Annotated in this window: 18 protein-coding genes, 3 tRNA genes and 2 pseudogenes; 10 read left to right on the top strand and 13 right to left on the bottom strand. The window is 60.3% G+C overall.

Annotated elements, in window-relative coordinates:
* Positions 1-362: 362 nt before the first annotated feature.
* Positions 363-3,911 (bottom strand): DEAD/DEAH box helicase, encoded by a 3,549-nt coding sequence (locus A3220_RS10105; RefSeq protein WP_062374681.1) that lies wholly within the window; start codon positions 3,909-3,911, stop codon positions 363-365.
* Between the two features lie 302 nt (positions 3,912-4,213).
* Here A3220_RS10105 and A3220_RS17955 point away from each other — a divergent pair.
* The 5 genes and pseudogenes from A3220_RS17955 to A3220_RS10080 all read left to right on the top strand — a co-directional run.
* Positions 4,214-4,384: pseudogene (locus tag A3220_RS17955) on the top strand (DNA-binding protein); the annotation flags it as partial.
* Positions 4,385-4,419: 35 nt separating this feature from the next.
* Complete coding sequence (locus A3220_RS10100; protein WP_011786806.1) at positions 4,420-4,989, top strand: Hsp20/alpha crystallin family protein; 570 nt, start codon at positions 4,420-4,422, stop codon at positions 4,987-4,989.
* 95 nt (positions 4,990-5,084) lie between these two features.
* A pseudogene (clpK, locus tag A3220_RS10095) lies at positions 5,085-7,934 on the top strand (heat shock survival AAA family ATPase ClpK).
* 222 nt (positions 7,935-8,156) lie between these two features.
* The gene (locus A3220_RS18315) at positions 8,157-8,651 is read left to right on the top strand and encodes a PAS domain-containing protein (protein WP_197746130.1); all 495 of its coding nucleotides are present in this window, start codon (positions 8,157-8,159) and stop codon (positions 8,649-8,651) included.
* A 28-nt stretch (positions 8,652-8,679) separates the two neighbouring features.
* A complete protein-coding gene (locus A3220_RS10080) occupies positions 8,680-9,150 on the top strand; it encodes a phosphate-starvation-inducible PsiE family protein (protein WP_044630465.1) in 471 nt (156 codons plus the stop codon).
* A 605-nt stretch (positions 9,151-9,755) separates the two neighbouring features.
* Here A3220_RS10080 and A3220_RS10075 read toward each other — a convergent pair.
* From A3220_RS10075 to A3220_RS10045, 7 genes are all read right to left on the bottom strand, one after another.
* A tRNA-Thr gene (locus A3220_RS10075) sits at positions 9,756-9,831 on the bottom strand.
* Positions 9,832-9,903: 72 nt separating this feature from the next.
* Positions 9,904-9,978 (bottom strand) — tRNA-Gln (locus tag A3220_RS10070).
* A gap of 6 nt (positions 9,979-9,984) precedes the next feature.
* Positions 9,985-10,060, bottom strand: a tRNA-Phe gene (locus A3220_RS10065).
* A 152-nt stretch (positions 10,061-10,212) separates the two neighbouring features.
* Positions 10,213-10,488 (bottom strand): oxidative damage protection protein, encoded by a 276-nt coding sequence (locus tag A3220_RS10060; RefSeq protein ID WP_044630464.1) that lies wholly within the window; start codon positions 10,486-10,488, stop codon positions 10,213-10,215.
* A 51-nt stretch (positions 10,489-10,539) separates the two neighbouring features.
* Entirely contained in the window at positions 10,540-11,637 is a 1,098-nt protein-coding gene (mutY, locus tag A3220_RS10055; protein ID WP_058577851.1) for an A/G-specific adenine glycosylase, read from the bottom strand.
* Between the two features lie 103 nt (positions 11,638-11,740).
* A complete protein-coding gene (locus tag A3220_RS10050; protein ID WP_044630462.1) occupies positions 11,741-14,074 on the bottom strand; it encodes an AsmA family protein in 2,334 nt (777 codons plus the stop codon).
* Positions 14,074-14,556 carry an acetyl-CoA sensor PanZ family protein gene (locus A3220_RS10045; RefSeq protein WP_044630461.1) on the bottom strand — a complete coding sequence of 161 codons (483 nt, stop codon included), beginning with the start codon at positions 14,554-14,556 and terminating at the stop codon, positions 14,074-14,076. Before A3220_RS10045 ends, A3220_RS10050 begins: the two co-directional genes overlap by 1 nt.
* 173 nt (positions 14,557-14,729) lie before the next feature.
* Here A3220_RS10045 and hisB point away from each other — a divergent pair, with 173 nt between their 5' ends.
* From hisB to hisF, 4 genes are all read left to right on the top strand, one after another.
* Entirely contained in the window at positions 14,730-15,323 is a 594-nt protein-coding gene (gene hisB / locus A3220_RS10040) for an imidazoleglycerol-phosphate dehydratase HisB (RefSeq protein WP_044630460.1), read from the top strand.
* A gap of 79 nt (positions 15,324-15,402) precedes the next feature.
* Positions 15,403-16,044, top strand: coding sequence for an imidazole glycerol phosphate synthase subunit HisH (gene hisH, locus A3220_RS10035; protein ID WP_058577848.1), 642 nt, complete (start codon positions 15,403-15,405; stop codon positions 16,042-16,044).
* Positions 16,045-16,055: 11 nt separating this feature from the next.
* The gene (gene hisA, locus A3220_RS10030) at positions 16,056-16,802 is read left to right on the top strand and encodes a 1-(5-phosphoribosyl)-5-[(5-phosphoribosylamino)methylideneamino]imidazole-4-carboxamide isomerase (protein WP_062361792.1); all 747 of its coding nucleotides are present in this window, start codon (positions 16,056-16,058) and stop codon (positions 16,800-16,802) included.
* Positions 16,799-17,572, top strand: a complete 774-nt coding sequence (gene hisF / locus A3220_RS10025; RefSeq protein WP_044630457.1) for an imidazole glycerol phosphate synthase subunit HisF — start codon at positions 16,799-16,801, stop codon at positions 17,570-17,572. Before hisA ends, hisF begins: the two co-directional genes overlap by 4 nt.
* A 27-nt stretch (positions 17,573-17,599) precedes the next feature.
* On the opposite strand, the gene A3220_RS10020 is transcribed toward hisF, so the two are convergent.
* The gene (locus A3220_RS10020; protein ID WP_054645224.1) at positions 17,600-18,208 is read right to left on the bottom strand and encodes a YjaG family protein; all 609 of its coding nucleotides are present in this window, start codon (positions 18,206-18,208) and stop codon (positions 17,600-17,602) included.
* A 140-nt stretch (positions 18,209-18,348) separates the two neighbouring features.
* Between A3220_RS10020 and A3220_RS10015 the strand changes: the two genes are divergently transcribed.
* Positions 18,349-19,041 carry a type 1 glutamine amidotransferase gene (locus A3220_RS10015; RefSeq protein WP_062374679.1) on the top strand — a complete coding sequence of 231 codons (693 nt, stop codon included), beginning with the start codon at positions 18,349-18,351 and terminating at the stop codon, positions 19,039-19,041.
* A 19-nt stretch (positions 19,042-19,060) separates the two neighbouring features.
* Here the strand turns inward: A3220_RS10015 and mnmH are convergent, their stop codons facing one another.
* From mnmH to A3220_RS09995, 4 genes are all read right to left on the bottom strand, one after another.
* Positions 19,061-20,149, bottom strand: a complete 1,089-nt coding sequence (gene mnmH / locus A3220_RS10010; RefSeq protein ID WP_062374677.1) for a tRNA 2-selenouridine(34) synthase MnmH — start codon at positions 20,147-20,149, stop codon at positions 19,061-19,063.
* A complete protein-coding gene (selD, locus tag A3220_RS10005; protein WP_062374675.1) occupies positions 20,146-21,183 on the bottom strand; it encodes a selenide, water dikinase SelD in 1,038 nt (345 codons plus the stop codon). The genes mnmH and selD overlap by 4 nt, the downstream gene beginning before the upstream one ends.
* 64 nt (positions 21,184-21,247) lie before the next feature.
* Positions 21,248-22,618, bottom strand: coding sequence for a DNA repair protein RadA (radA, locus tag A3220_RS10000; protein WP_044630452.1), 1,371 nt, complete (start codon positions 22,616-22,618; stop codon positions 21,248-21,250).
* Between the two features lie 119 nt (positions 22,619-22,737).
* Positions 22,738-23,457: group II intron maturase-specific domain-containing protein (locus A3220_RS09995; protein ID WP_062374673.1), on the bottom strand; the 720-nt coding region annotated here is incomplete at its 5' end.

The raw sequence follows: 23,457 nt of genomic DNA, 5'->3' as shown, positions 1-23,457 counted from the left end.
GCTATAACGGGGCTGTGCTCCGTATACCTCTTCGTATACCTCTTCCCCAGACCAATACCGCCACCAAACCAGTCAAGGCCTCCAGTGCCGCAACTAGCGATTCGACCGAGAGATAAGGGAGCGTCTCGGAAAGAATGGCCAGGCCCACGCCCTCATGCTTCAGAGCAAACAACAGATGCGAGAGGAGATCGTCATCGGCAGGCGCTCGCTCCGGCGGCAGGACGCCCAGCGCCAGGTGCCCATGAAGGTGCACATCACCAACGTTTTTCATCTTCATGCTCAGGAAGCGAGGTATTTCGTTCACTTCAGCAGGAAAATCTTCAGCCAACAACCAGAGGGGGATTTTTTCTTAACCCATCTCACTACACTACCGGCGCAAAGAGCAGCGCCAGATCCTCCTCGTCGAATAGCGGGCCGTCGCTCTTGTGCTCGGCGCCACCCTCAAGGATCGAGGCGGCGAGATCGGCCTTGCGCGCCTGCAGGTCGAGGATGCGCTCCTCCACGGTGCCGGCGCATACCAGCTTATAGACGAACACCGGGTTCTGCTGGCCCATGCGGTGGGCGCGGCCGGTGGCCTGGGCCTCCACCGCCGGATTCCACCAGGGATCGTAGTGGATCACGGTGTCCGCGGCGGTGAGGTTCAGGCCCGTACCGCCGGCCTTGAGGCTGATCAGAAATACCGGGATCTCGCCCTGCTGAAACAGCGCCACCCGCTGCGTGCGGGTCTTGCCCGGCGTGTCGCCGGTCAGGGTGGTGAAGGGGATGCCGTCCTTCTCCAGCGCCTCACCGATCAGCGTGAGCATCTCAGTGAACTGGGAGAAGATCAGGATGCGCCTCCCCTCCTCCACCAAGGGCCCCACCAGTTCGCGCAGTTGCTCCAGCTTGGCCGAGCGCTTGGTCTTGCGCACACTCTCCAGTTTGACCAACCGCGGGTCGCAGCACACCTGGCGCAGCTTGAGCAGCGCATCGAGCATCACGATGCCGGAAGCGGCCAGGCCGCGCTCGGCCACCGCCTGCTGCACCCGCTGGTGCTGGGCCAGGCGCAGGCTCTCGTAGAGCTCGCGCTGGGCGCCGCTCAGGGTGACCTCGCGACGGGTCTCGGTCTTCTCCGGCAGCTCGGCGAGCACCTGTTGCTTGGTCCGGCGCAGCATCAGCGGAGCGATGCGCCGGGAGAGCCGCTGGCGCAGCTCGACGTCGCCCTCTTTCTCGATGGGGGTGCGAAAGCGCTGACCGAACCACTGCTGGCTGCCCAGGGCGCCCGGGGCCACGGCATCGAGCTGCGCCCACAGCTCACCCAGGTGGTTTTCCAGTGGCGTACCGGTCATGGCGATGGCGCGGGCCACATTGAGCTCGCGCACCGCCCGCGCGGTCTGGCTGGCGGCATTCTTGATCGCCTGGGCCTCGTCAAGCACCAGCAGGCCGAAGTCGTGCTCGCGCAGGCGTTCGAGATCGCGGATCAGCAACGCATAGGTGGTCACCGCGAGGTCGGCACCGGGAAGCGCCTCCTCGAACTGGCGCTCGCGCTGAGCCTTCCCCCCCTGCAGGGCGACGACGTTGAGCTCGGGGGCGAAGCGTTCAGCCTCGGCGCACCAGTTGCCCACCAGGCTGGTGGGCGCCACCACCAGGGTCGGGCCGGTCAGCGCCCCGCGGGCGCGCTCATCGAGCACATGAGCCAATACCTGGACGGTCTTGCCCAGGCCCATATCGTCGGCCAGGATGCCGCCGGTGCCCAGCTCGGAGAGAAAGCGCATCCAGGCGATGCCTCGGGCCTGGTAGTCACGCAGCTCGCCAACTAAGCCCGGCGGTGCCGGCAGGCTGGCGGGCAGCTCGCGCAGGCGCCGGGCCAGTTTGGTCACGTCGTCTCGTCCCGCCCAGCACTCGTGCTCGGCCAGGGGCGCTACCTTCTCGGCGGCGGTCACCGGCAGGCGCACCGCCGCCTCGGGGTCGCTCTCATCATTCAACCAGTCGAGGATGGGCGCCATCAGCGAGCGCAGGCGCGAGAGCGGCATCACCAGGCGGCGATTCTCCGGCAGGGCCAGCGTCCAGCTGGCGTCCTCTGGTTCATCAGCGGCCGGCTCCAGCGGAAAGCCGGGATCCCGAAACAGGCGGCGCAGGATCGGCAGCAGGTTGAGGCGTTCGCCCTCCACCTCGATATCCAGCGCCAGGTCGAACCAGCCGTTGCCGGCCGGCTCCAGCTCGCCGTACCAATCGTCCGGCTCCACATAGGTGGGTTCTTCGGGAAAGTCGTCGCTGAAGTGAACCAGGCAACCCGCCTGGCGCAGCCGGGCGATCATCTCCCACCACTCATCGGGGCCGGCCAGGTGGGTCGACCATTCGAGGATCGTGGCCGGAGGACCCTCGGCATTCGGCAGCAGCAGCGACCAGTCAGGCAGCTTCAGATAGGCCGGCACCAGCTCGGCCTCGCGCAGCCACTCCAGGGTGATCATGCCCGATGGCAGCCCGCGCACCAGCGCCAACTCCGCCTCGGCATCGCGCTTGATCTTGAGTCGCTGGCCATCACGGTACCCCTGCACCCAGTCGCCGGGCTCCGGGACCACCTCGATACCAGCATAGTCAAGCCCCACCACCGCCGCACCGACTTCCACCCAGCGCGGCAGAGGTGCACCGTCACGAAAGCCCAGCTGACCTGCGGCTACCTGCATGGTGACCTTGAGCCGCGGCACCACATCATCCAGCTGGCGCTCCTCGACCTGATGCGGCGCCGGCAATGTCTCGGCCAGTGCCGGCGCCTCACCCAGGCGCTCACTCAACCAGCCACTCATCTCGGGGGGTAGCGGCGGCGCCTGCGCCACCCTTTTAAGCCACTCGGGACTACCGGCCAGGCGGCCGAACAAGCCCTGCTCAACGTCCAGGTAGCACAACTCGCGCCCACTACGCAGCACAAGCGCCGTTTGCGAGAGCAATCCTTCTGGCTGCGTATCCAGCGCCAGATGCTGTACCCCCTCTTCATCCGCCTGCCAGCGAGGCGCCAGCTGCCCGGCAGGGCCCAGTTCAAGAACGGGGCCCGTCTGCTTTTCATGGAACAGCAGTGGGAGCTCATCGCCTTCAAGCAGATTCCACAGCGCCCGCCCCTGCAGTGGCTGGTCGATGACCGCCGCACGGCGCATCTGACCTGATATCAAAGTGGACTCCTGAGGGCCGTGCAAAAGCAGTGTCAGGGCCTCCTCCTGGGCCGCAGGCCAACCACCCTCGGGCACTGGCACCAGGTCGGAGGCCGCCTCGATGATCCGTGGCGCCACCCACCCCGAGTGGCGATGGCTCTGGCGCGACGGACGCACCCACACCGGCACCACCCGCAGCACCGGCTCACGATAGGCACCGGGCGCGCTCAGAAACAGGGCGAGGCGATACTCATCGCCGACGCGCCGCCCTTCTGGTTCCTCCTGCAAGGCAGGCCGATCCGCCCGCTTCAGCCACGCTTCCCAGTCGCGCTTCAGGCGCTCGCGCTTGGCCGACGCCAGTTCGGCCGACGACGAGCGCTTGGCAAGCGGTGGCGCAGGGGGCGAACCGGGAGACGGCTCGAGGCTTTCCTCCGGCGAGGCGAAGCCCTCTTCGCCCATCTGATTCATGAAGGTCGCGATCAGCGCCACGGCATGCTTGCAGCGAACACCGACTGGGCAGTTGCAGAGAGTAAAGAGCCCCTTGTCGAGATCCTTGGGGTCAAGGTAAACCCGGGTCATGTAGGCCTGCTTGCGGCTACCGGCAACGCGCCCGAAGATTCCCAGCATGTCACTGCCGACCTGCAGGTTGAACCCATCATGCACACGCCCCTTGTGGGCATAGCCCAACCCACGCGATAGGGTGGCGGCATCAAAGGCGGTCGGCCAATCCACTTCCATCAGAGCCAAGTACAGATCCAGGGCAGGGTCTTCAGGATAACGCTCCGACATATTGGCTCCTTGAGGTCGATGTTACAGGGAACATAATGCTACCACGATCCCCCACGCTCATCGTTGCCGCGCCTCCTGTCCCCGGCACAGAAAACACATGGGGGTTGGGGGAAGTGCGCCTTGAGCTCAGGAGGGAGCACCATCGCGGTGGCAGCCAACATTTGTTTCCTGGCTGCTTACGATTGACTCACATCAATCTGCCCAGCAGATCGCGGGATGTTGACTCTTGACTTTCTGCATGTTAGGCGCCATATCTTGCAAGGTCTTGAAAAAAATCCTCGATTGAGGCTGCACGAAGGCGGAAATTGTGGGGGGCATGGCGGTTTCGTCAAAGTGAAATCGATCGATGGATCAATGATCAGACCCAAGCAGGCAGAAAGAAGGAGGTGATACGTACAGATGAGCAGCCGAAGGCAGCGAAACATCCCGTGTTGCCTGAGAGCGCTATCCATAGCCGCAGGCAAACGGAGTGAGCGAGATTCTTCAACTTTTCTTCTGGAGGTGTGACATGGACATTGATTTCAAGAAATTGGCTCCCTGGAACTGGTTCAAGAAAGAACAGGAAGAACAACAGAGCGCTGCCTCGCTGCCCGTGCAGCGCAATGACCTGCCGGTAGCAGGCGGTCCCGTCAGTCCCATCCTGCAATTGCATCGCGAGATCGACCGCCTCTTTGACGATGCGTTTCGAGGCTTCGGTTTTCCAGCGCAGGCCATGCCGCGATGGCCGTCGGACTTGCCGGGCATGCTGAAGCCGGTACTTGACATTCAGGAAACCGACAAGCAATACAAGATTTCCTTGGAGGTTCCCGGCGTCGAGGAAAAGGATATCCAGATCACGCTCGACAACGACGTGCTGATGGTACGGGGCGAGAAGCGCCAGGAGCAGGAAAAGAAGGAGGGTGGCTTCCATCGCGTCGAACGCTCCTACGGCAGTTTCCAGCGTGTCCTGAACCTGCCTGACAACGCCAACCAGGAATCGATCAAGGCCGCATTCAAGAACGGCGTGCTCACGATCACGATGGACAAGCGCGAGGCCAGTGCGCCTAAGCAGGGCCGCTCGATCCCGATCAACGGCTGACGCCGATCGGCTCGTCCTCCGAAAAAACCAGGTGAAGATCGAGGCGCCGTTACCTTCGGCGTCTCGTCAAATCAGTCCTCTTAAGGAGCATCAGCATGGCCAGAAAACAATGCCGAGTCTGCGGCCAACCCGCCACGGTGCGGGTGGAAACCAATCTCAATGGTCGCCACAGCACTATGCAGTTGTGTGACGATCACTATCGCCAACTGGTGCGCCAGCAAAAGCGCACCGTCTCACCGCTGGAAGCCTTGTTCGGCTCGCGCAGCGGGCTGTTCGAAGACTTCCTTGGCAGCGACTTCTTCCGCATCGGTGACGACGCACCGTCCATGGCAACCGATACCGACGAGGTCGTCGATGCCTCGTTTGGCGAACCCGCCCCGGCTGCTACGGGTACAACGCGCAGGCGCGGCAGTGGGCTGGCCAGCCGTATCAGCGAACAGTCCGAGGCTTTGTTGTAGGAGGCCGCCAAACATGCCGCCGAATTTGGCCGCCCTGAAGTCGATACCGAACACCTGCTGTTGGCGCTCGCCGACAGCGACGTGGTGAAGACCATCCTGGGGCAATTCAAGATCAAGGTCGATGACCTCAAGCGGCAAATCGAATCCGAAGCCAAGCGTGGCGAGAAGCCGTTCGAGGGCGAAATCGGCGTGTCGCCCCGGGTCAAGGACGCGCTCAGCCGTGCTTTCGTGGCCTCCAACGAACTCGGCCACTCTTATGTCGGGCCGGAGCATTTCCTGATCGGGCTGGCCGAGGAAGGCGAAGGCTTGGCCGCCAACCTGCTGCGCCGTTACGGCCTCACACCGCAGGCGCTGCGTCAACAGGTGAGCAAGGTGGTCGGTAAGGGGGCCGAGGACGGTCGCGCTGAGGCGCCGACCAACACACCTGAGCTCGACAAGTACTCGCGCGACCTCACCAAAATGGCGCGTGACGGCAAGCTCGATCCGGTCATCGGCCGTGCGCAGGAGATCGAGACCACCATCGAGGTGCTGGCCCGGCGCAAGAAAAACAACCCGGTGTTGATCGGTGAGCCCGGCGTCGGCAAGACCGCCATTGTCGAAGGACTGGCGCAGCGGATGGTCGCCGGCGAAGTACCCGAGACGCTGCGCGACAAGCGCTTGGTGGAACTCAACATCAACGCCATGGTGGCAGGCGCCAAGTACCGCGGCGAATTCGAGGAGCGCGTGCAGAAGGTGCTCAAGGAAGTGACCGAGCACCAGGGCGAGCTGATTCTCTTCATCGACGAGGTGCACACCATCGTCGGTGCCGGCCAGGGTGGCGGCGAAGGCGGGCTGGACGTGGCCAACGTGTTCAAGCCGATGATGGCGCGCGGCGAACTGAACCTGATCGGCGCCACCACGCTCAACGAGTATCAGAAGTACATCGAGAAGGACGCCGCGCTGGAGCGTCGCTTCCAGCCGGTGATGGTGCCCGAGCCGACGGTAGCGCAGACCATGATGATCCTGCGTGGCCTGCGCGACACCTTCGAGGCGCACCACAAGGTCAGCATGACCGAGGATGCGATCATCGCCGCCGCCGAGTTGTCGGACCGCTACATCACCGCGCGCTTTTTGCCTGACAAGGCCATCGACCTGCTCGACCAGGCGGCCGCACGCGTGAAGCTGTCGGCCACGGCCCGCCCGGTGGCGGTGCAAGAGCTGGAGTCCGAACTGCACCAGCTGCGGCGTGAGCAGGACTATGTGGCCTCGCGCAAGCAGTACGACAAGGCCGCCGAGCTGGGCAAGCGCATCGAGGCCAAGGAGACTGAACTCAAGAAGCTCGTCGAGGAATGGGAACGCGAGCGCGCCTCGGGCAACGCCGAAGTCAAGGCCGAGCATGTCGCGCAGATCGTCTCGCGCCTGACCGGCATTCCGGTCAACGAGCTGACGGTGGAAGAACGCGAGAAGCTGCTGCATCTGGAGCAGCGGCTGCACGAGCGCCTCGTGGGCCAGGACGAAGCGGTGCGCGCGGTGGCCGATGCCGTGCGGTTGTCGCGGGCGGGCCTGCGCGAAGGCAGCAAGCCGGTGGCGACTTTCCTGTTCCTCGGACCGACCGGCGTGGGCAAGACCGAACTCGCCAAGGCGCTGGCCGAGTCGATCTATGGCGATGAAGGTGCGCTGCTGCGCATCGACATGTCCGAGTACGGGGAACGCCATGCCGTGGCACGCCTGGTGGGGGCGCCTCCGGGTTACGTCGGCTACGACGAGGGTGGCCAGCTCACCGAGAAGGTGCGGCGCAAACCCTACAGCGTGTTGTTGCTCGATGAGATCGAAAAAGCGCACCCCGACGTCTACAACATCCTGCTGCAGGTATTCGACGACGGGCGGCTCACCGACGGCAAGGGCCGGGTGGTGGATTTCACCAATACCATCATCATCGCCACCTCGAACTTGGGCTCGGACATCATCCAGCGTCGGCTGAAGGCCGGCGGTGCCGGCGGCGAGGAATACGAGAAGGCCAAGTCCGAGGTGATGGACGTGCTGCGCGGACACTTCCGCCCCGAGTTCATCAACCGCATCGACGAGATCATCGTCTTCCATGCGCTGGGCAAGGAGGAGATCCGCCATATCGTCGGCCTGCAGCTCGATCGTGTGGCCCGCAACGCCTCCAGCCAGGGCGTGACGCTGACCTTCGATCAGACCTTGATCGACCACTTCGCGGAGGAAGGCTACAAGCCCGAGTTCGGCGCGCGTGAACTCAAGCGGCTGATCCGCAGCGAGCTGGAAACCGCGCTGGCGCGCGAGATGCTGGGTGGCGGTATCGGCAAGGGCGATCACGCCAACGCCCGCTGGGACGACAAGGCCGAACGGGTGGTCTTCGAGCGCCAGGAGCCACCCGCGCAGCCGGCCGAGCCTGAAAAGCCCGATGCCGCGAACGTGGCCGAGGCACCGCCTAGCGACGAGAGCAAGGCTACGCGCAAGAAGAAGCCGGCGGACGGCGAATCTTGAGCGATGGGTGGCTGTCGTGTTCGACCCCAACGGGCTGACATGGGCAGCCACCCTCGTGTCGCTGGCGGTCGCTATCCCACCGCTTGCCGGTCTGGCCCACCTGGTGGGACGCGCCACCGGCCAGTCGATGCATAGCGACCCCAGCCACACAATCTTTGACGAAATGCGCTCCGAGTTGCAGAAACTTTGGAACCTCTGTTTCACCCCTAAGGAGCGTCACCTTTGAACGAGACGCCTCAAATCTCAGCCCGACACGGCGACCAGATTAACCAGAATGCCCATTCTGGCAGTTGGCATCTCGATCTTGGCTCGCAACTCCTCACTTGCTCCGATGAAGCCTGCCGCGTGCTCGGCCTGGATGTTGGTGCGCCAATAGCCTTCGAGCGATTCCTGCAGTGCATTCACCCTGAAGACCGCCCCCTCTTCGATAGGGCATGGGATGCTGCCATGTGCGGAAAGTCCCTTGATCTGCAGTATCGTATCGTCAGCGGAGGGCAGGTTCGCTGGATACACCTGCGGGCAACATTCAAGGGCGACGCCTCTGGTCGGCCCAGAGCGGCAGACGGGACGGTAGAGGACATCACCGATCTCAAGAGGGTCGAGCAGGCGCTGAACTCTATGCGCCGACAGCGAGAAGAGTTGGCCAGCCACGTTCCCGGTATGCTTTACCAATACCGTCTTCGTCCGGACGGCAGCTCGGACTCCCCGTTCCATTAACGTTTCATTGAAAGAGAGAGCAACGCTTATGCATAAAGAACCTGGCCACACGACCCTTGACGAGATGCGCTCCCAGTGGCGGTTGATGACGTTTTACGAGCGCTTCGAGCAGGTCGTCGCTCTCGTTCTGTCGGCGGTCATTGCCGTCATCATCGTGGTGTCGCTAATTCAGTTGATTCGGCTCGTCTTCACGCTGCTCGTCATGGATGCACTGAATCCAACGGATCATAAGGCTTTTCAGATGGTATTCGGTGCCACCATGACCCTCCTGATCGCGATGGAATTCAAGCATTCGATCGTCAAAGTGGCGCTGCGTAAGGAAAGCATCATCCAGGTCAAGACCGTCATTCTGATCGCGATCCTGGCACTGGCCCGCAAGTTCATCATCCTTGACCCCGACATTGATCCTGCCAAACTGGCCGCCCTGGCGGGGATGATACTGGCCTTAGGTCTGACCTATTGGCTCATGCGTGAACGCGACGACCGGATAAGCGAGTGATTGGATCATGGCTCTTTATCGTCTAGACGATCGACACGATGCTAGGTCGTGGCACCGCTGGCGAGTTATTGCCAACTACTTTGGCCGCTTGGCGACAATTAAAATGGCCGGTTGGGTGGGGTAGTTGTCGGCCACAAACTGCCTGATGGGACATTTGTGGCCGATTAAGCGAGGTGGTATCTAAGACTCCCGGCCCCCTAGGTAAGCACCCAATTTATAGCGCCGACCTGCGCCCCAGAACGACGCTTCAACCACCATGTTACAGGCGCGTTGAAGCTCTCGAAGGGTAATAGGTATATAGGGGGTGGCGATCAGGTGTGCGTAGCCAGCAGAAAGCAGACCGTTTTTCTTTGGTGGCAACGACCATCCCAGCCGCAGCACCCAGGCAAGAAAAAATCTCTAGGCTCTTCCAGCAGGCCTGAGCGCTACACGGGGTCGCAGAGTCCCGGAATTCGTGCAGCTGTGAAATGGCTAGGTCTTCCTTACTTTTATCGAAGGCCTAGTACCTTGCAGTATTTCTATACCCACCATAGACCCAACAAAAAAGGCCACCCGCTTGGGTGGCCTTTTGTATTCTCTAATGCTTTGCTTTTCAACCACTTAAGTGGTGCCGACACCAGGAGTCGAACCCGGGACCTACTGATTACAAGTCAGTTGCTCTACCAACTGAGCTATGTCGGCGCTTCGCATTTTCTTGAGAACTTGATTGGGTTGCCGTTAGACTAGCCAATCAACAAGAAATCTTGTTGGCAATGGCTGGGGTACCAGGATTCGAACCTGGGAATGCCGATACCAAAAACCGGTGCCTTACCACTTGGCGATACCCCAACGTTGTGGTGGCCAGAGACGGAATCGAACCGCCGACACGGGGATTTTCAATCCCCTGCTCTACCAACTGAGCTATCTGGCCCTTGCCAACGGTGCGTATTAAACCAAAAGCTCCTCTTTTCGTCAACACCTTTGTGAAACTTTCTTTCTAGTCACGTGCTTAGGGCACATCAGGCGTTGAACCAAAAGTGGCAAAGGCCACGCCATTCGTGGCTTTGCGCTGCGTTTCTAGGTTTATGCCTGGCTGGGCGGCACGTACCCTTCTGCTTGGTCGGTGGTTTCGTTATCTAGAAAGCGCTGCATCTGATCCATTAGATAGGTGCGTGCTTCTGGCTCCAGCATGTTGAGGTGCTTCTCATTGATCAGGCGGGTTTGCAGCGCCTGCCACTCTTCCCACGCTTTTTTAGATACCGTGGCCTGAATCTCTTGGCCCTGCTTACCCGGCAGTGGCGGGAACGGCAGCGCGGGTAGCTCTTGTTGATACTTGCGGCAGAATACCGTGTTGCTCATGGCGTGCTCCTATTGAGTACGTTGTGTGTAGGTGGCTGTCAGCCTGTGATGTTAGTAAGAAGGCCCTGGGGTTGGGTCTAGGGTAAATGGTGCCAACTGGCTTAACAGCGATTTAACCGGTGCCGCTAAGCCTAACGCAGGCGGATGATTAACGTCATACCATACGCCGCTTTCGCGAACGCCGCTGATTCGTTTGCAGGTAACAGGCTGCGGCGTAATCATCAGCTTAAAATGGCTGAAGGTGTGGGTGAAGCTGGGCAGCGCAGCGTGGCGCTCGGGGGCTTTGGTGTTGTCTTCCAGCCAGTCGTTGAGTTCGCTGTGGCGCTCAAACTGCGGCAGGCTCCATAAACCGCCCCATAGGCCGCTAGGTGGCCGCTGCTCTAGCCATACGCGCCCTTGTGGGTCGCGTAGCATCAACATAATGGTTTCGCGGGTGGGGGTGGCTTTTTTGGGCTTAGATTCTGGGTAGCGCTGCGGCTCGCCTTGGGCGTAGGCGCGGCATACGTCATTAAATGGACAAATCAAACAGTCGGGTTTGCTGCGCTTACACAGTGTCGCGCCAAAATCCATCACGGCTTGGGTGTAATCCGCCAGCCGTGTGGTGGGCGTAAAGTATTCGGCCAGCGCCCACAGCGAGCGTTCTACTGCTGGCTTGCCCGGCCAGCCCGCTACCGCGTGTAGACGGGTGAGCGAGCGCTTTACATTGCCATCCAGAATAGCGGCCTGCCGGCCGGTGCTTTGGGAGATAATCGCGCCAGCGGTAGAGCGGCCAATACCAGGTAGCGCCATCAGCGTTTCTACGCTCTCGGTGGGTAGCTCGCCACCGTGCTCTTCCATGGCGACCTGGGCCGCTTTGTGCAGGTTGCGGGCACGGGCGTAATAGCCCAGGCCCGTCCAGTGGTGCAATACGTCATCTTGCGGCGCGGTGGCCAGGGCTTCCAGCGTGGGGAAGCGGGACATAAAGCGCTCAAAGTAGGGAATCACTGTAGTCACTTGGGTTTGCTGCAGCATAATTTCAGACACCCAAACCCGGTAGGCGCTGCGCGGCGACTGCCAAGGCAGGTCGTGGCGGCCATGCTTGTTAAACCAAGTGAGCAGCCGGTGTTGAAACTCTTCCGCCGGTAGGCACGGCGTGGGCATATCGGCCATCGTTATTCCTTAAAACACTCGCTATGAACGACAGCGCCGGCGGTAAGGCCGGCGCGTGCGGTGCGTGATGCATTAACGCGGCTAGGCGTTAAGCAGTCTTTGGTTAGTTAAACAGGCGACGAATACCGTCACGCAGCTCTTGGCCTGCGCCTTCGCCTAAGCGCTCATCAATGCGGTCGATGGATTCACCAATCCGCTCTTCTAGCTCTTCTTCTACCCGGCTCCCGGCTTCGTTACGCAGCAGATCAACCACCGATGCTTCGAAGGCGGTGCGGTCGAAGCGGCACCACTGGGCTTTATCGTCACCTACATGGCCTTCACAGCTTACCGGCAGCGACAGCTGCTGAAGCCGTGGGTTGACTTGGCAGGCGGCGTCAGCGGTATCCACTAGCCGTGCGTTCGCTTGAGTCGTGAAGTTGAGGCTATTGAGGTTGAAGTCGCCCTCCCCTTGCACGTTGATACCCGGTAGCGTAATCAGCAAGTCGTCACTTTCAACCACGCCGTTGCGCACCTGGAAGGTGGCTTCAAAACGCTCAAAGCGGGTGTCCGGGTGCCATTCTCGCTCCACCTGCTGGCCTTCTAGCTGAGCAACCAGCTCGCACATCTCTCGGGAGATGTTGGTGCGTAGAATCGCGCCATCGTTGAGCCGCGCGGTTAATTCGCCGTTGAGGTTGCTGGTGAGCACATCGCGGCGGTTGCCTTGGGTAGTCAGCGCGCCGTCTAGATTGAAGCGTCCGCGCAGCGGGGCCTCTTCTTCGCTGAAGGTTTCGATTAACGGTGCTACCTGCACATTGCTAATGCTGGGCGAGAGCTGCCACTCCAGTACATCACCAGTGGCATCCAGCTGGCCGGTGGCGCTCAATTCCCCTTCGTAGAAACGGGACTCAAAGGCAGTGAGGCGGTGGTTGCCGTTTTCACCGCGCAGCGCCAGCTGAGTATCGTCAAAAGTCAGCCCAGCCAGTAGCAGTTGGTCGACGCTCAAATCGCCCTGAAGGGTGAGCGTACTTAACCATGCCTGGGGCAGCAGCGTTCCGCTGGTTTGAGCAAAGGCTTTACGCAGCAGGCCACGGCTGGCTTGCTGCGCGGTTTCGGGGCCAGGCAGGTAGTGATCCAGATTGAGCGTATCGCCTTCTAGGTTGAAGGAGAGCTGGGTACCATCCAGCGCGGCGGCAATATCGCCGGTAAAGGTGCTGTCATCTACCACCAGCGAGAGGCGCGGCAGGGAGATACGCTTCAAGCTGCCTTCGATGGGGCTGGTGAGCGCGACATCGCTAAGTGCGGCTTCGCTGGCAGTATTGAGCTTCACACCCGTGCGGGAAATCCAAGGCCGCAGCGTAAACGGCGCGGCGGTCAGTTGCCCGCTGTACTGCGGCGCGTCCAGCAGTTGCTCGACATTCAAGTGGCCGCTTACACGCAGGCCGTCCGGCCCGGTGAGCTGAACCTCTTTAAGCTGCGCGGTTTGGGCGGCAAAATCGGTTTCCAGGCCAAATGCTAGGGCAACGGCAAGACTGCCTTGCCAGTTTTCTGGGTGGCGCAGCCCAGCTTCCAGCACGCCTTCGGTAACGCTTAGTTGTTGCTCAGCTAAACGGGCAACAATTTCAGCCGCTTTTAAGCTGAGCTGCTGCGGTTCGCTCGCTTCTCCCTGACGGGTATGCGTGGTTAGCTGGGTGTTTTCAAAGATGATCTGTTCATCTTCTAGGCCAAGCCGCAGGCGTGTTTCAAGATTTACCTCGCTGGTCATGTTTGGCGCGCGCTCAAGCTCTTCGGCATCCAGCCGGTCATGCTTAGTAAGCGTGAACATGGCTTTTAGCGGGAAGGAGCGTACCGGATTCACATTGGTGCCTGAAATATTCAGCGGCTGAACCCGCCAGAGCGCTTGATTCTGCTCATCGCGGTAACGAATATCAGCATTTTTTACTTCGACGCTGGCGATGCTTAATACCACCGAGAGGCTGCCTGCATCGGCATTGGGGCCAGCACTTGCCGGAGCTAGCACGGTTTCAGCGGATTCGTTGTTGTGCTCAGAGAGTCGCTCCAACAGCGGCTGCCAGTTGCCCTCGCCTTCAGCGTTCTTCTCCAAATTGAGGCGCATGCCATCCAGCGTCAGGCCATCCACGGCAATCTCTCCGCGCAGCAGCGGAGCAAAGGCAACGCTCACTTCAGCACGGTTAATGGCGGCGAAGGCGGTTTCATCTTGTGCTTGATCAGGCAGCCAGGCGCGCGCCTGCTCAACGCTGACACCAATACGAGGGTAAAACGACCAGGTAATCGGGCCTTCCAGAGCTAAGTTCAGGCCGGTTTGCTCCTCGACCACAGCGGTTAAGCGTGGTTTGAAGTCTTCTGGGTCTAAAAAGGTGGTGACGTACACCACGGCGGCCACTGCCACAATGGCTAAAATGCCTATGGCGGCCAGCAAAATACGTAATAGCTGTTTCATTACCCTTTTCCTTGTGGGTCTAGCTCAACAAAATCACTGGTCGCCGGCAGGTCCGGGGCAGAAGACGAGGTCTCGGCAACGGGTCGAAAGCCTAATTTCGATAGCAGTACTCGGTCTGCCAGCGGCAGAGTGGTGGTAGCAATACGCAGTACGCGGCCATCTTGCTTGGCTTGCTCGCCCACTAGCGCCATCAGCCGTGAGCCGACACCGCGACGACGCGTAGTTTTACGCACGCATAGCTCAGACAGCCACCAGGCGCGGTCGTCGGCTTCTTGCACCGCCACCGCGCCTAACAGGCGGTCATTGAAGTGGGCACAGGCAAAAAATTGCTGTTCCTTTAAATGCTGTTCGATAAATGGCAAAACCGTGGGAGTGGGCATGCGCTCTTGGGGCGCGTCTTCATATATGCGCACTAAGTCGATGCGCACCTGCTCTTCTGCTTCCCAACGGGCCTGGTCGACATATTGCAGTGTCACCGGCATGGTGAAATCCTCGTTGCCAACGCAGCTAGGCTGCTATGTTAGCGCCGCAAACAGCGGCGACATTCCCCGCATTGTAGCGGATGGGGGCGCCGATTCTCTATAATGGTTGTTTTGGCCGCAGTTGCCGCCCGCCGATTATTCCTCAGAGTGCGCCCCGGCGCAGGAGATGCAACATGTCAGCGCGTATTGCCACGGTAAGCCGTGACACCAACGAAACGCAGATTACGGTCAGCGTCAACCTTGACGGCGAAGGCCGCTTGAACTGTGAAACTGGCGTTCCGTTTCTAGACCACATGCTGGATCAAGTGGCTCGGCATGGGATGGTAGATCTCGATATTCATGCCAAAGGCGACCTGCATATCGACGACCACCACACCGTTGAAGATTTGGGCATCACCCTGGGCCAGGCATTCAACGAGGCCATTGGCGATAAGCGCGGCATCTACCGCTACGGCCACGCTTATGTGCCGCTGGATGAGGCGCTCTCTCGGGTAGTGATTGATTTCTCCGGCCGCCCCGGCCTTTATATGAATGTCGAGTTCACCCGCGATACCATTGGCAGTATGGATACGCAGCTGTTCTGGGAATTTTTCCAAGGCTTTGTGAACCATGCTCGAGTGACGCTGCATATCGACAACGTAAAAGGCTTTAATGCTCACCATCAGGCCGAAACCATTTTCAAAGCCTTTGGCCGCGCACTGCGTATGGCCGTTGCGGAAGACCCGCGCATGGCTGGGCAAATGCCCTCTACCAAAGGCAGCTTATAATGCCGATCGTTGCGGTTAGCGGCGTAACGGCACGCCTCTCGCCTACGAATCTATCGCCCACGACCTTAAGGAGCGCTTCATGACCATTGCGGTAATCGATTATGGAATGGGCAACCTACACTCCGTGGCTAAAGCGCTTGAGCACGTCACCCATGAGAATGTGATCATCACCCGCGACCCACGGCGTATTCTGGGCGCTACCCGCCTAGTACTGCCCGGCCAGGGCGCCATTCGTGACTGCATTGGCGAACTCGAACGCACCGAACTGCGCGGCCTAGTGGATGACGTGTTGACCCGCCAAGCCAAACCGCTGCTGGGCATTTGTGTGGGCCAGCAGATGCTGATGGAGCGCAGCGAAGAGAATGGCGGCGTGGACTGCCTGGGGTTTTTCCAAGGCAGCGTAGACCGCTTCCCGGCCAATATGCGCGACGCGCAAGAGCAGCGCTTGAAAGTACCGCACATGGGTTGGAACCTGGTGAATCAACACCACGAGCATCCGCTCTGGACAGGCATCGATAATCATGAGCACTTCTATTTCGTGCACAGCTATTACGTGAATGCCGCCGACGATGCCCAGGTATTCGGCACCACCCAGTACGGTAGTGTGAGCGCTCATGTGGCGATTGGCCGCGACGCCACCTTTGCCGTGCAGTTCCACCCGGAAAAAAGCTCCCGTGCGGGCCTTCGCCTGCTGGAAAATTTTGTCACCTGGACGCCCTGAGAGGTTTCACTATGTTGGTAATTCCCGCGATTGATCTCAAAGACGGCCAGTGTGTGCGCTTAAAGCAGGGCCGCATGGACGATGCGACCTCCTATGGCGACGACCCGGTGGCCATGGCCGCGCGCTGGGTAGAAGCAGGCGCGCGCCGTTTGCACCTAGTGGATTTGAACGGTGCCTTTGAAGGCAAGCCGGTGAACGGTGAGGCGGTCACCGCCATTGCCCGCGCTTACCCTAACCTGCCGATTCAAATTGGCGGCGGCATCCGCTCGGCAGAGACGATTGAACACTACCTCAGCGCTGGTGTTTCCTACGTGATCATTGGCACCAAAGCGGTCAAAGAGCCTGAGTTTGTGGGTGACATGTGCCGCGCCTTCCCCGGCCATATTATTGTTGGCCTGGATGCCAAAGATGGCTACGTCGCCACCGACGGCTGGGCAGAAGTCTCCACCATCAAAGCAACCGAGCTTGCCAAGCGCTTCGCTAACGACGGTGTTTCCAGCATTGTGTACACCGATATTGCCCGCGACGGCATGATGCAGGGTGTCAACGTGGAAGCGACCGCTGCTCTTGCCCGCGAAGGCGGTCTGCCGGTGATCGCCTCCGGCGGTGTAACCAATCTGGACGATATCCGCGCCCTGTGTGATGTGGCCGATAGCGGCATTTTGGGCGCAATTACCGGACGGGCGATTTACGAAGGCAGCCTGGATGTCGCTGAAGCCCAGCGCTTAAGCGATCAGTTGAGTGGAGGTAGCGAATGAGCTTAGCCAAACGCATTATCCCCTGCCTGGATGTGGATGCCGGGCGCGTAGTGAAAGGCGTCAACTTTGTGGGTATTCGTGATGCGGGCGACCCGGTGGAGATCGCCCAGCGCTATAACCAGCAGGGTGCCGATGAAATCACCTTTCTTGATATCACCGCGAGCCACGAAGACCGCGCCACCACGGTGGATATGGTCGAGCGGATTGCAGGCGAGGTGTTTATTCCCTTAACCGTCGGCGGCGGCATTCGTACCTGCGACGATATCCGCACCATGCTGAACGCTGGGGCGGATAAGGTCTCGATCAACACCGCGGCGGTGACGAACCCTGAGTTTGTGCGTGAAGCCGCCGAGCGTTTTGGCAGCCAGTGCATTGTGGTGGCGATTGACGCTAAAAAAGTGTCTAAGGAAGGCGAGCCTGACCGCTGGGAGATTTTCACCCACGGCGGCCGTCGCCCCACCGGCCTGGATGCGGTGGAGTGGGCCAAGGAAATGGTCGAGTTTGGCGCAGGCGAGCTGCTGCTGACCAGTATGGATCGTGACGGCACGAAGATTGGCTTTGACCTAGGCGTCACCCATGCCATTTCTGAGGCGGTGAGTGTGCCGGTGATTGCTTCCGGCGGCGTCGGCAATTTAGATCATTTGGTGGATGGCGTGCTGAAAGGCGGTGCCGATGCGGTACTGGCCGCGAGTATCTTCCACTTTGGCGAGTACACCATTCCAGAAGCAAAACGCTATATGGCCGAACGCGGCATCGAAATGCGTTTATAAGCCGCGCGACGTTTTAGGCTGGGGCAGTTACTCTGCCCCGGCTTCCTCATCCAGTGTTAGCCCCAAATTACTAATGCCGTTATTGCGCCCAAGCGTGCGAATCTCTTTGAGTGTTGTTTTATTGATCGACCCGCTGACCGCTTCCAGAACCGCATCTTGGAAGTCGTTTTCGTCTTCCATCAGCGGATGGTCGCGAATGATCAGCGCCAATGCTTGAGCGTCCACTTCCCCTTCGGTGAGTTCGATGAACGCCCGTACACCAGCCCGCGAGGTGCGGCTGACATCCAGCACGGCTTCGGGGGATTCGCCTTGCAGCGTATCGAGTAACGCAGAGATCGACACGACCGCATCCAGCGCCCGACGTGCGCCAAAACTCTCATCGCCCTCCGGCGGCTCGCATTCGGCCAGCTTTTCCGCTTGGCGGGCAAAGTCGATGCTGGCGTTGGGTACGCTAAGGCGCTCCCATACAAGATTCAGCACAGTGCGCAGGGTGTGCCCATCGCCATGGCCGCTGGTTTGCTCATAAAGGGCGTAGTTAGGTAACAGCCGCTCGCACAGTGCTGCCATAAAGGCTTGCTGGGCGGGCAGCGGCAGCAGTTGAAGCCGCTGATAAAATCCTGGGGGTTTAGCCACCATGCTGAATTCCTGAGTCACTAGGTTTGTGAAACTGAGTCTATGAAACTGAGTTGGTGAAATGAACGCGATGCGTTATCGTCGCACCCACGCAGCGGGCGACCCCGCGGCGTTTGATGTGCTCGGCCGGCGAGGAGATTACCATGCATATTCATCTGCTACAGCACGGCCCTGACCATGGTCCCGCCCGTCTGACCGACTGGCTTGAGAGTATGGGCCATAGTTACACCGTTTTTCACCTCTACGCGGGCGAACTCACGCCTCGCCCTGGGGAGTGCGATGCGCTCATCGTGCTAGATGGCCCCGAAGCCCTGTTGAGCGAACCGCCCGCTTGGCATAAAGCGGAGCGCAAACTGATCAATCGCTACTTGGACGGCCAAAAACCTATTCTGGGCATTGGCCTAGGGGCGCTATGGATCGCGGAAGCGCTTGAGGCGGTCGTCGCCCCAGGCACCTACCCCGAAACCGGCTGGCATACTGTCACCCTAGCCCCGGAAAGCACCTTCGACCTACCCGAGCAGTTTGAGGCCTTTATGTGGCACCGCCTGGTGTTTAGCCTACCCGATGGCGCGCTACCATTAGGCGGCAGTGCCGCCTCCCCGCTGCAAGGGTTTAGCTGGGACGCAGGCCGCGTGGCGGGCCTGCTATGCCACTTTGAAACGACCCAGGCCAGCGTAGCACCGCTGCTGAACGCCAACGAGCGGCCCACGGCGAAAAGCCCTTCCAGCGGGCTCTTTGTGCAAACCGATGAGCAGATACTGGAAGACCCCACGCGCTTTCAGCGCTTGGCACCGCTGTTAGATCGCGTCATGACCCAGTGGCTGAAACGCGCTTAACCCCCACCACCTGCCGCCGCTAAGCACTCCACTGTTTGGCAGCGGCGAGACAGCTCTCCCAATCTCCTATATGAAGTTCTGTGGGCCGGTTTCCCTGCTGTTTCTCCAAGTGGTAACGGTAGAGCGGGTCGTAATATTCGGTCAGCAGCGGGGCAAGCCACGCCTCATGGGCTTGGATATCCCCGGCGGCATGGGCACGGAAAGCCATGGCCTGCATACGTTGCAAACGCTGTAGCCGGGCATTGCCCAGGCGTTTTGCCAGCCGCTCTAACGCGCTCGCCAGTTGACGCTGCATGCGCTGCCACCCTTCCTCTGGGCCAAAGCGAGCGGCGTAACCCTGCTCTAGCGCTTCGATATAGTCGCGGCGTAGCTGATCTAGCCGCCAATCTAGCGGCATTTCGATACGAATACGCGGCGCTTGCTGTAGGGCATGCCAAAAATCGAGCGGGAGATTGGCATTGCCAATCTGTCGGGACTCATCTTCCAACACAAGCTTACCCGGCTGCCCAATCAAACGCTGGCCCAGCGCGTGCTCAAAATCGATTTGGGTGGTGGGTTCGTCGGGCTGCCGCCCAAAAGCAGAACCTTTATGATTGGCGCAGGCTTCCAAATCAATGCCGTTGGGCAGTTGGTTAATCAGCTTCGTCTTAGCGCAGCCGGTGAGCCCTGCCACCACCAGCATAGGCTGCTGCGCGGCTTCGTCAATCCGTTGGCAGAGCTGCTGGCGTAGCGCTTTCCAGCCGCCTTCAATGCGTGGGCGATGAAGCCCTGCATCGACAAGCCACTGCTGGGCAATTTGCGAGCGCAGACCACCGCGAAAGCAGTAGATCCTCGCATCCGGGTGCTGGGCTAAGTAGGCCTGCCAAGCGGCGACACGCGCTTGCTTTATTTCACCGCTGACCAGCCGCTCACCCAGCGCGATGGCGGCTTGCTGGCCCTGCTGCTTGTAGGCAATGCCTACCTGGTGGCGCTCTTCATCCACCATCAGCGGTAGGTTGACCGCCCCCGGCAGGCTGCCTTGGGCAAACTCTACCGGGGCGCGTACATCAATCAGCGGCGTGTTTGACGCAATCACCTCAAGGGACGCAGGCGTGGTCGGCAGGGTCATCCAATAACCTCGATTTTAGCGTCTCCCTGGGGTGCTTTTAGGGTACCGAACGGCTCCAACGTTAGGCCGTACTCACGACCAATACGCTCAACGTCATCTTCCCATGCGGGGTCTACGCTAATCAGCAGCCCGCCAGAAGTTTGCGGGTCGCAGAGCCACTGCCAGTGGGCTTCATCCATGACGGGCAGCACGCTACCCAGGGCGTCGCGATTGCGTACGGTGCCGCCGGGCACGGCACCTTGGCGGCGATAGCCTTCCGCTTCAGCTAACCGGGGCAGACGGCGGAAATCAATCTGCGCCATCACACCGCTGGCACTGCACATTTCGGTGAGATGCCCTGCCAAACCAAAGCCGGTAACATCCGTCATGGCGTTGACGCCCTTCACTTTGGAGAGCGCGATACCAATGGTGTTGGGTTTGAGCATGGTTTCACGGGCTAGGCCATGATGCCCGGCTTCTAGCAAGCCGCGCTTTTCCGCTGTGGTTAATAGCCCGACGCCCAACGGTTTAGTGAGAAACAGCAGGTCGCCGGGCTTAGCTTGGCTGTTGAGTTTTAAGTGCTCAAGATCGACCAGCCCGTTCACTGCTAAACCAAACATCGGCTCAGGGGCATCAATGGAGTGACCGCCGGCCAGGGCAATGCCCAGTTCACGGCAAACGGCCTGGGCACCCGCCACCACATCACCGGCGATTTCTGGGCCAAGTTTATCCAGCGGCCAGCCTAAAATGCCCAGTGCCATGACCGGTGTGCCACCCATGGCGTACACATCGCTAATGGCGTTGGTCGCGGCAATACGGCCAAAATCAAAAGGGTCATCGACAATAGGCATGAAAAAGTCGGTGGTGGCAATCATGCCGCGACCGTCGCCGAGATCGTATACGGCGGCGTCTTCACGCCCCTGGTTGCCCACGATCAGCCGCTGATGCCCGGCTGCAGGTCCGGCCTTGGCGAGAATGCCATCGAGTACGTCCGGGGCGATTTTGCAGCCGCAGCCCGCTCCGTGGCTATATTGGGTTAATCGAATCGAACTCATCATCCCTCTCCTTTTTTGAACGTGGACTTGGCTTTAGCTGCCCTTATGATAAGCATAGCTGAGGTTACAGTGCTTCCAGAGCATCGCTCAATTTATCCACGGGAATTACTTCCATTCCTTTCGGCGCCTGCTTGGGCGCATTGGCACGGGGCACGATGGCCCGTAAAAAGCCGTGTTTGGCGGCTTCTGCAATACGCTCTTGGCCGCTGGGTACCGGGCGTATCTCGCCAGACAGGCCCACTTCGCCAAACACGACCAGCTCTTTGGGCAGAGCCCGGTTCTGCAGACTGGAAACCACCGCCAGCAGCACGGCGAGGTCGGCGCTGGTTTCCAGCACTTTGACACCGCCCACCACGTTAAGAAATACATCCTGATCGCCGGTAAACAGTCCGCCGTGACGGTTAAGAACGGCTAATAGCATGGCGAGGCGGTTTTGATCTACCCCCACGGCAACGCGGCGCGGGTTACCTAGTGCCGACTCGTCTACCAGCGCTTGGACCTCTACCAGTATGGGTCGCGTACCTTCCCACACCACCATGACGAGACTGCCCGGCGCTTGCTCCTCTTGACGCGAAAGAAATATCGCGCTGGGGTTTTTTACCTCTTTCAGCCCCTGCTCCAGCATGGCGAACACGCCCAACTCATTGACCGCGCCAAAGCGGTTCTTCTGCCCACGCAGCGTCCGAAAGCGGGAGTCGGCACCGCCTTCCAGCAGCAGCGAGGCGTCAATCATATGCTCTAGCACTTTGGGACCCGCAAGGGTGCCATCCTTGGTGACGTGGCCCACCAGCAGCAGCACGGTATTAGTCTGCTTGGCAAAGCGGGTAAGCGCGGCAGCGGATTCGCGTACCTGGGCAACGCCGCCAGGGGCAGAACTGATATCTTCCAAGTGCATGGTTTGGATGGAATCAATCACCAGTATTTCCGGTTTCTCCCGCTCGGCCACCGCGAGGATCGTCTCTACGCTGGTTTCCGCTAGCATCTTCAGCCCGTTAGTGGGTAGCTGCAGGCGGTGGGCGCGCATAGCCACCTGGGAAAGCGACTCCTCCCCCGTGACGTAGAGAATACGCCGCTGCTGGGCAAGCTTACAGGCAGTTTGTAGCAGCAGCGTCGATTTACCAGCCCCTGGGTTGCCACCCAACAAAACGGCGGAGCCCGGCACCAAGCCGCCGCCTAGCACGCGGTCAAACTCTGCAAAGGTGGAGCTCAGCCTTGGCACCTCGCTTAAATCGACATTACTGAGGTCGACTACATCTCGTGATAGATCGCCTGCGTACCCGGCGCGCCCGGTAGTGGTGCCGCTACCGGGCCGAGCGCTTGCCAGCTTGACCTCCGTTAGCGTGTTCCACTCTTGGCAGCTCGTACACTGGCCCTGCCATTTACGATACTCTGCACCACATTCAGTACAGACAAAGGCACTTTTTGCTTTTGCCACCGCCTTGTTGCTCCTGTCTATCGCGCCACGTTGATATAGTGGGCAGAATCGAGTAGGGGCCGGGGTCACCCCCGGCGCCCTCCCACACCACCGGGCATACGGTTCCGTACCACGGCGGTTCATGAAGAACGACTAAGCCATCTTACCGTATCGAGTACCGAGATCAGACCCAGACGGTCGAACCACTTCCGTGGCAGGGCCTGATTCATGTGCGACGCTCCGGCGTTCCACCAAGGGCCTCGACCATTTCCCGCTGACTTCCAGGCACGTTGCTCGTCCAGACCCAGTGCCAGGAGTTTCCGGCGCCAGGTTTGTGGGCGCTTCCATTGCCGCCAGATCACGCAACGTAGTCGGCGTCGCATCCATTGATCCAGCGCTTCCAACGGGCGCTTCACGTCGACGAGGCTGAAGTAGCTGGCCCAGCCCCGTAGGACCGGGGTCAACTCTTCGATCACGCGCCGTATGTTGCGCCCCCTGCCACGCTTGAGGATCTCGCGGACACGCTGCATCAGGTGCTGCAGGCTGGCCTTGGCCAGCGTCAGCTTCGGCCGCCTGTGCCGGGTCAGCGTGTAGCCCAGGTACCCCCGGTTCCAGGGGCGGTCCACTGCGCTCTTGGCGCGATTGACCGTGAGCTTGAGTGAGCTCCCGAGAAAATCACTCAGGCTGGCCATGACGCGCTCACCCGCTCGCTGACTCCTGACGTATACCTGCAGGTCGTCGGCGTAGCGGCAGAAGCGGTGACCGCGGCGTTCCAGCTCCTTGTCCACGTCATCCAGCAGGATGTTCGCTAGCAGTGGGCTCAGCGGCCCACCCTGGGGCGTGCCCTGCCGGCGTGGCGC

This window comes from Halomonas sp. KX33721 (genome assembly GCF_001596805.1).
Taxonomy (GTDB): domain Bacteria; phylum Pseudomonadota; class Gammaproteobacteria; order Pseudomonadales; family Halomonadaceae; genus Vreelandella; species Vreelandella aquamarina.
This window is presented reverse-complemented; position numbering and strand designations above follow the sequence as displayed.

Excerpts from the sequence above, each read along its gene's own strand:
- A3220_RS10080 (WP_044630465.1), top strand. The coding sequence starts at position 8,680 with ATGCATAAAGAACCTGGCCACACGACCCTTGACGAGATGCGCTCCCAG.
- hisA (WP_062361792.1), top strand. The coding sequence starts at position 16,056 with ATGTTGGTAATTCCCGCGATTGATCTCAAAGACGGCCAGTGTGTGCGC.
- A3220_RS10045 (WP_044630461.1), bottom strand. The coding sequence starts at position 14,556 with ATGCCGGTGACACTGCAATATGTCGACCAGGCCCGTTGGGAAGCAGAA.
- hisH (WP_058577848.1), top strand. The coding sequence starts at position 15,403 with ATGACCATTGCGGTAATCGATTATGGAATGGGCAACCTACACTCCGTG.
- A3220_RS10020 (WP_054645224.1), bottom strand. The coding sequence starts at position 18,208 with ATGGTGGCTAAACCCCCAGGATTTTATCAGCGGCTTCAACTGCTGCCG.
- mutY (WP_058577851.1), bottom strand. The coding sequence starts at position 11,637 with ATGGCCGATATGCCCACGCCGTGCCTACCGGCGGAAGAGTTTCAACAC.
- A3220_RS10100 (WP_011786806.1), top strand. The coding sequence starts at position 4,420 with ATGGACATTGATTTCAAGAAATTGGCTCCCTGGAACTGGTTCAAGAAA.
- A3220_RS10015 (WP_062374679.1), top strand. The coding sequence starts at position 18,349 with ATGCATATTCATCTGCTACAGCACGGCCCTGACCATGGTCCCGCCCGT.
- A3220_RS10050 (WP_044630462.1), bottom strand. The coding sequence starts at position 14,074 with ATGAAACAGCTATTACGTATTTTGCTGGCCGCCATAGGCATTTTAGCC.
- A3220_RS10060 (WP_044630464.1), bottom strand. The coding sequence starts at position 10,488 with ATGAGCAACACGGTATTCTGCCGCAAGTATCAACAAGAGCTACCCGCG.
- selD (WP_062374675.1), bottom strand. The coding sequence starts at position 21,183 with ATGAGTTCGATTCGATTAACCCAATATAGCCACGGAGCGGGCTGCGGC.
- hisB (WP_044630460.1), top strand. The coding sequence starts at position 14,730 with ATGTCAGCGCGTATTGCCACGGTAAGCCGTGACACCAACGAAACGCAG.
- mnmH (WP_062374677.1), bottom strand. The coding sequence starts at position 20,149 with ATGACCCTGCCGACCACGCCTGCGTCCCTTGAGGTGATTGCGTCAAAC.
- A3220_RS10105 (WP_062374681.1), bottom strand. The coding sequence starts at position 3,911 with ATGTCGGAGCGTTATCCTGAAGACCCTGCCCTGGATCTGTACTTGGCT.
- hisF (WP_044630457.1), top strand. The coding sequence starts at position 16,799 with ATGAGCTTAGCCAAACGCATTATCCCCTGCCTGGATGTGGATGCCGGG.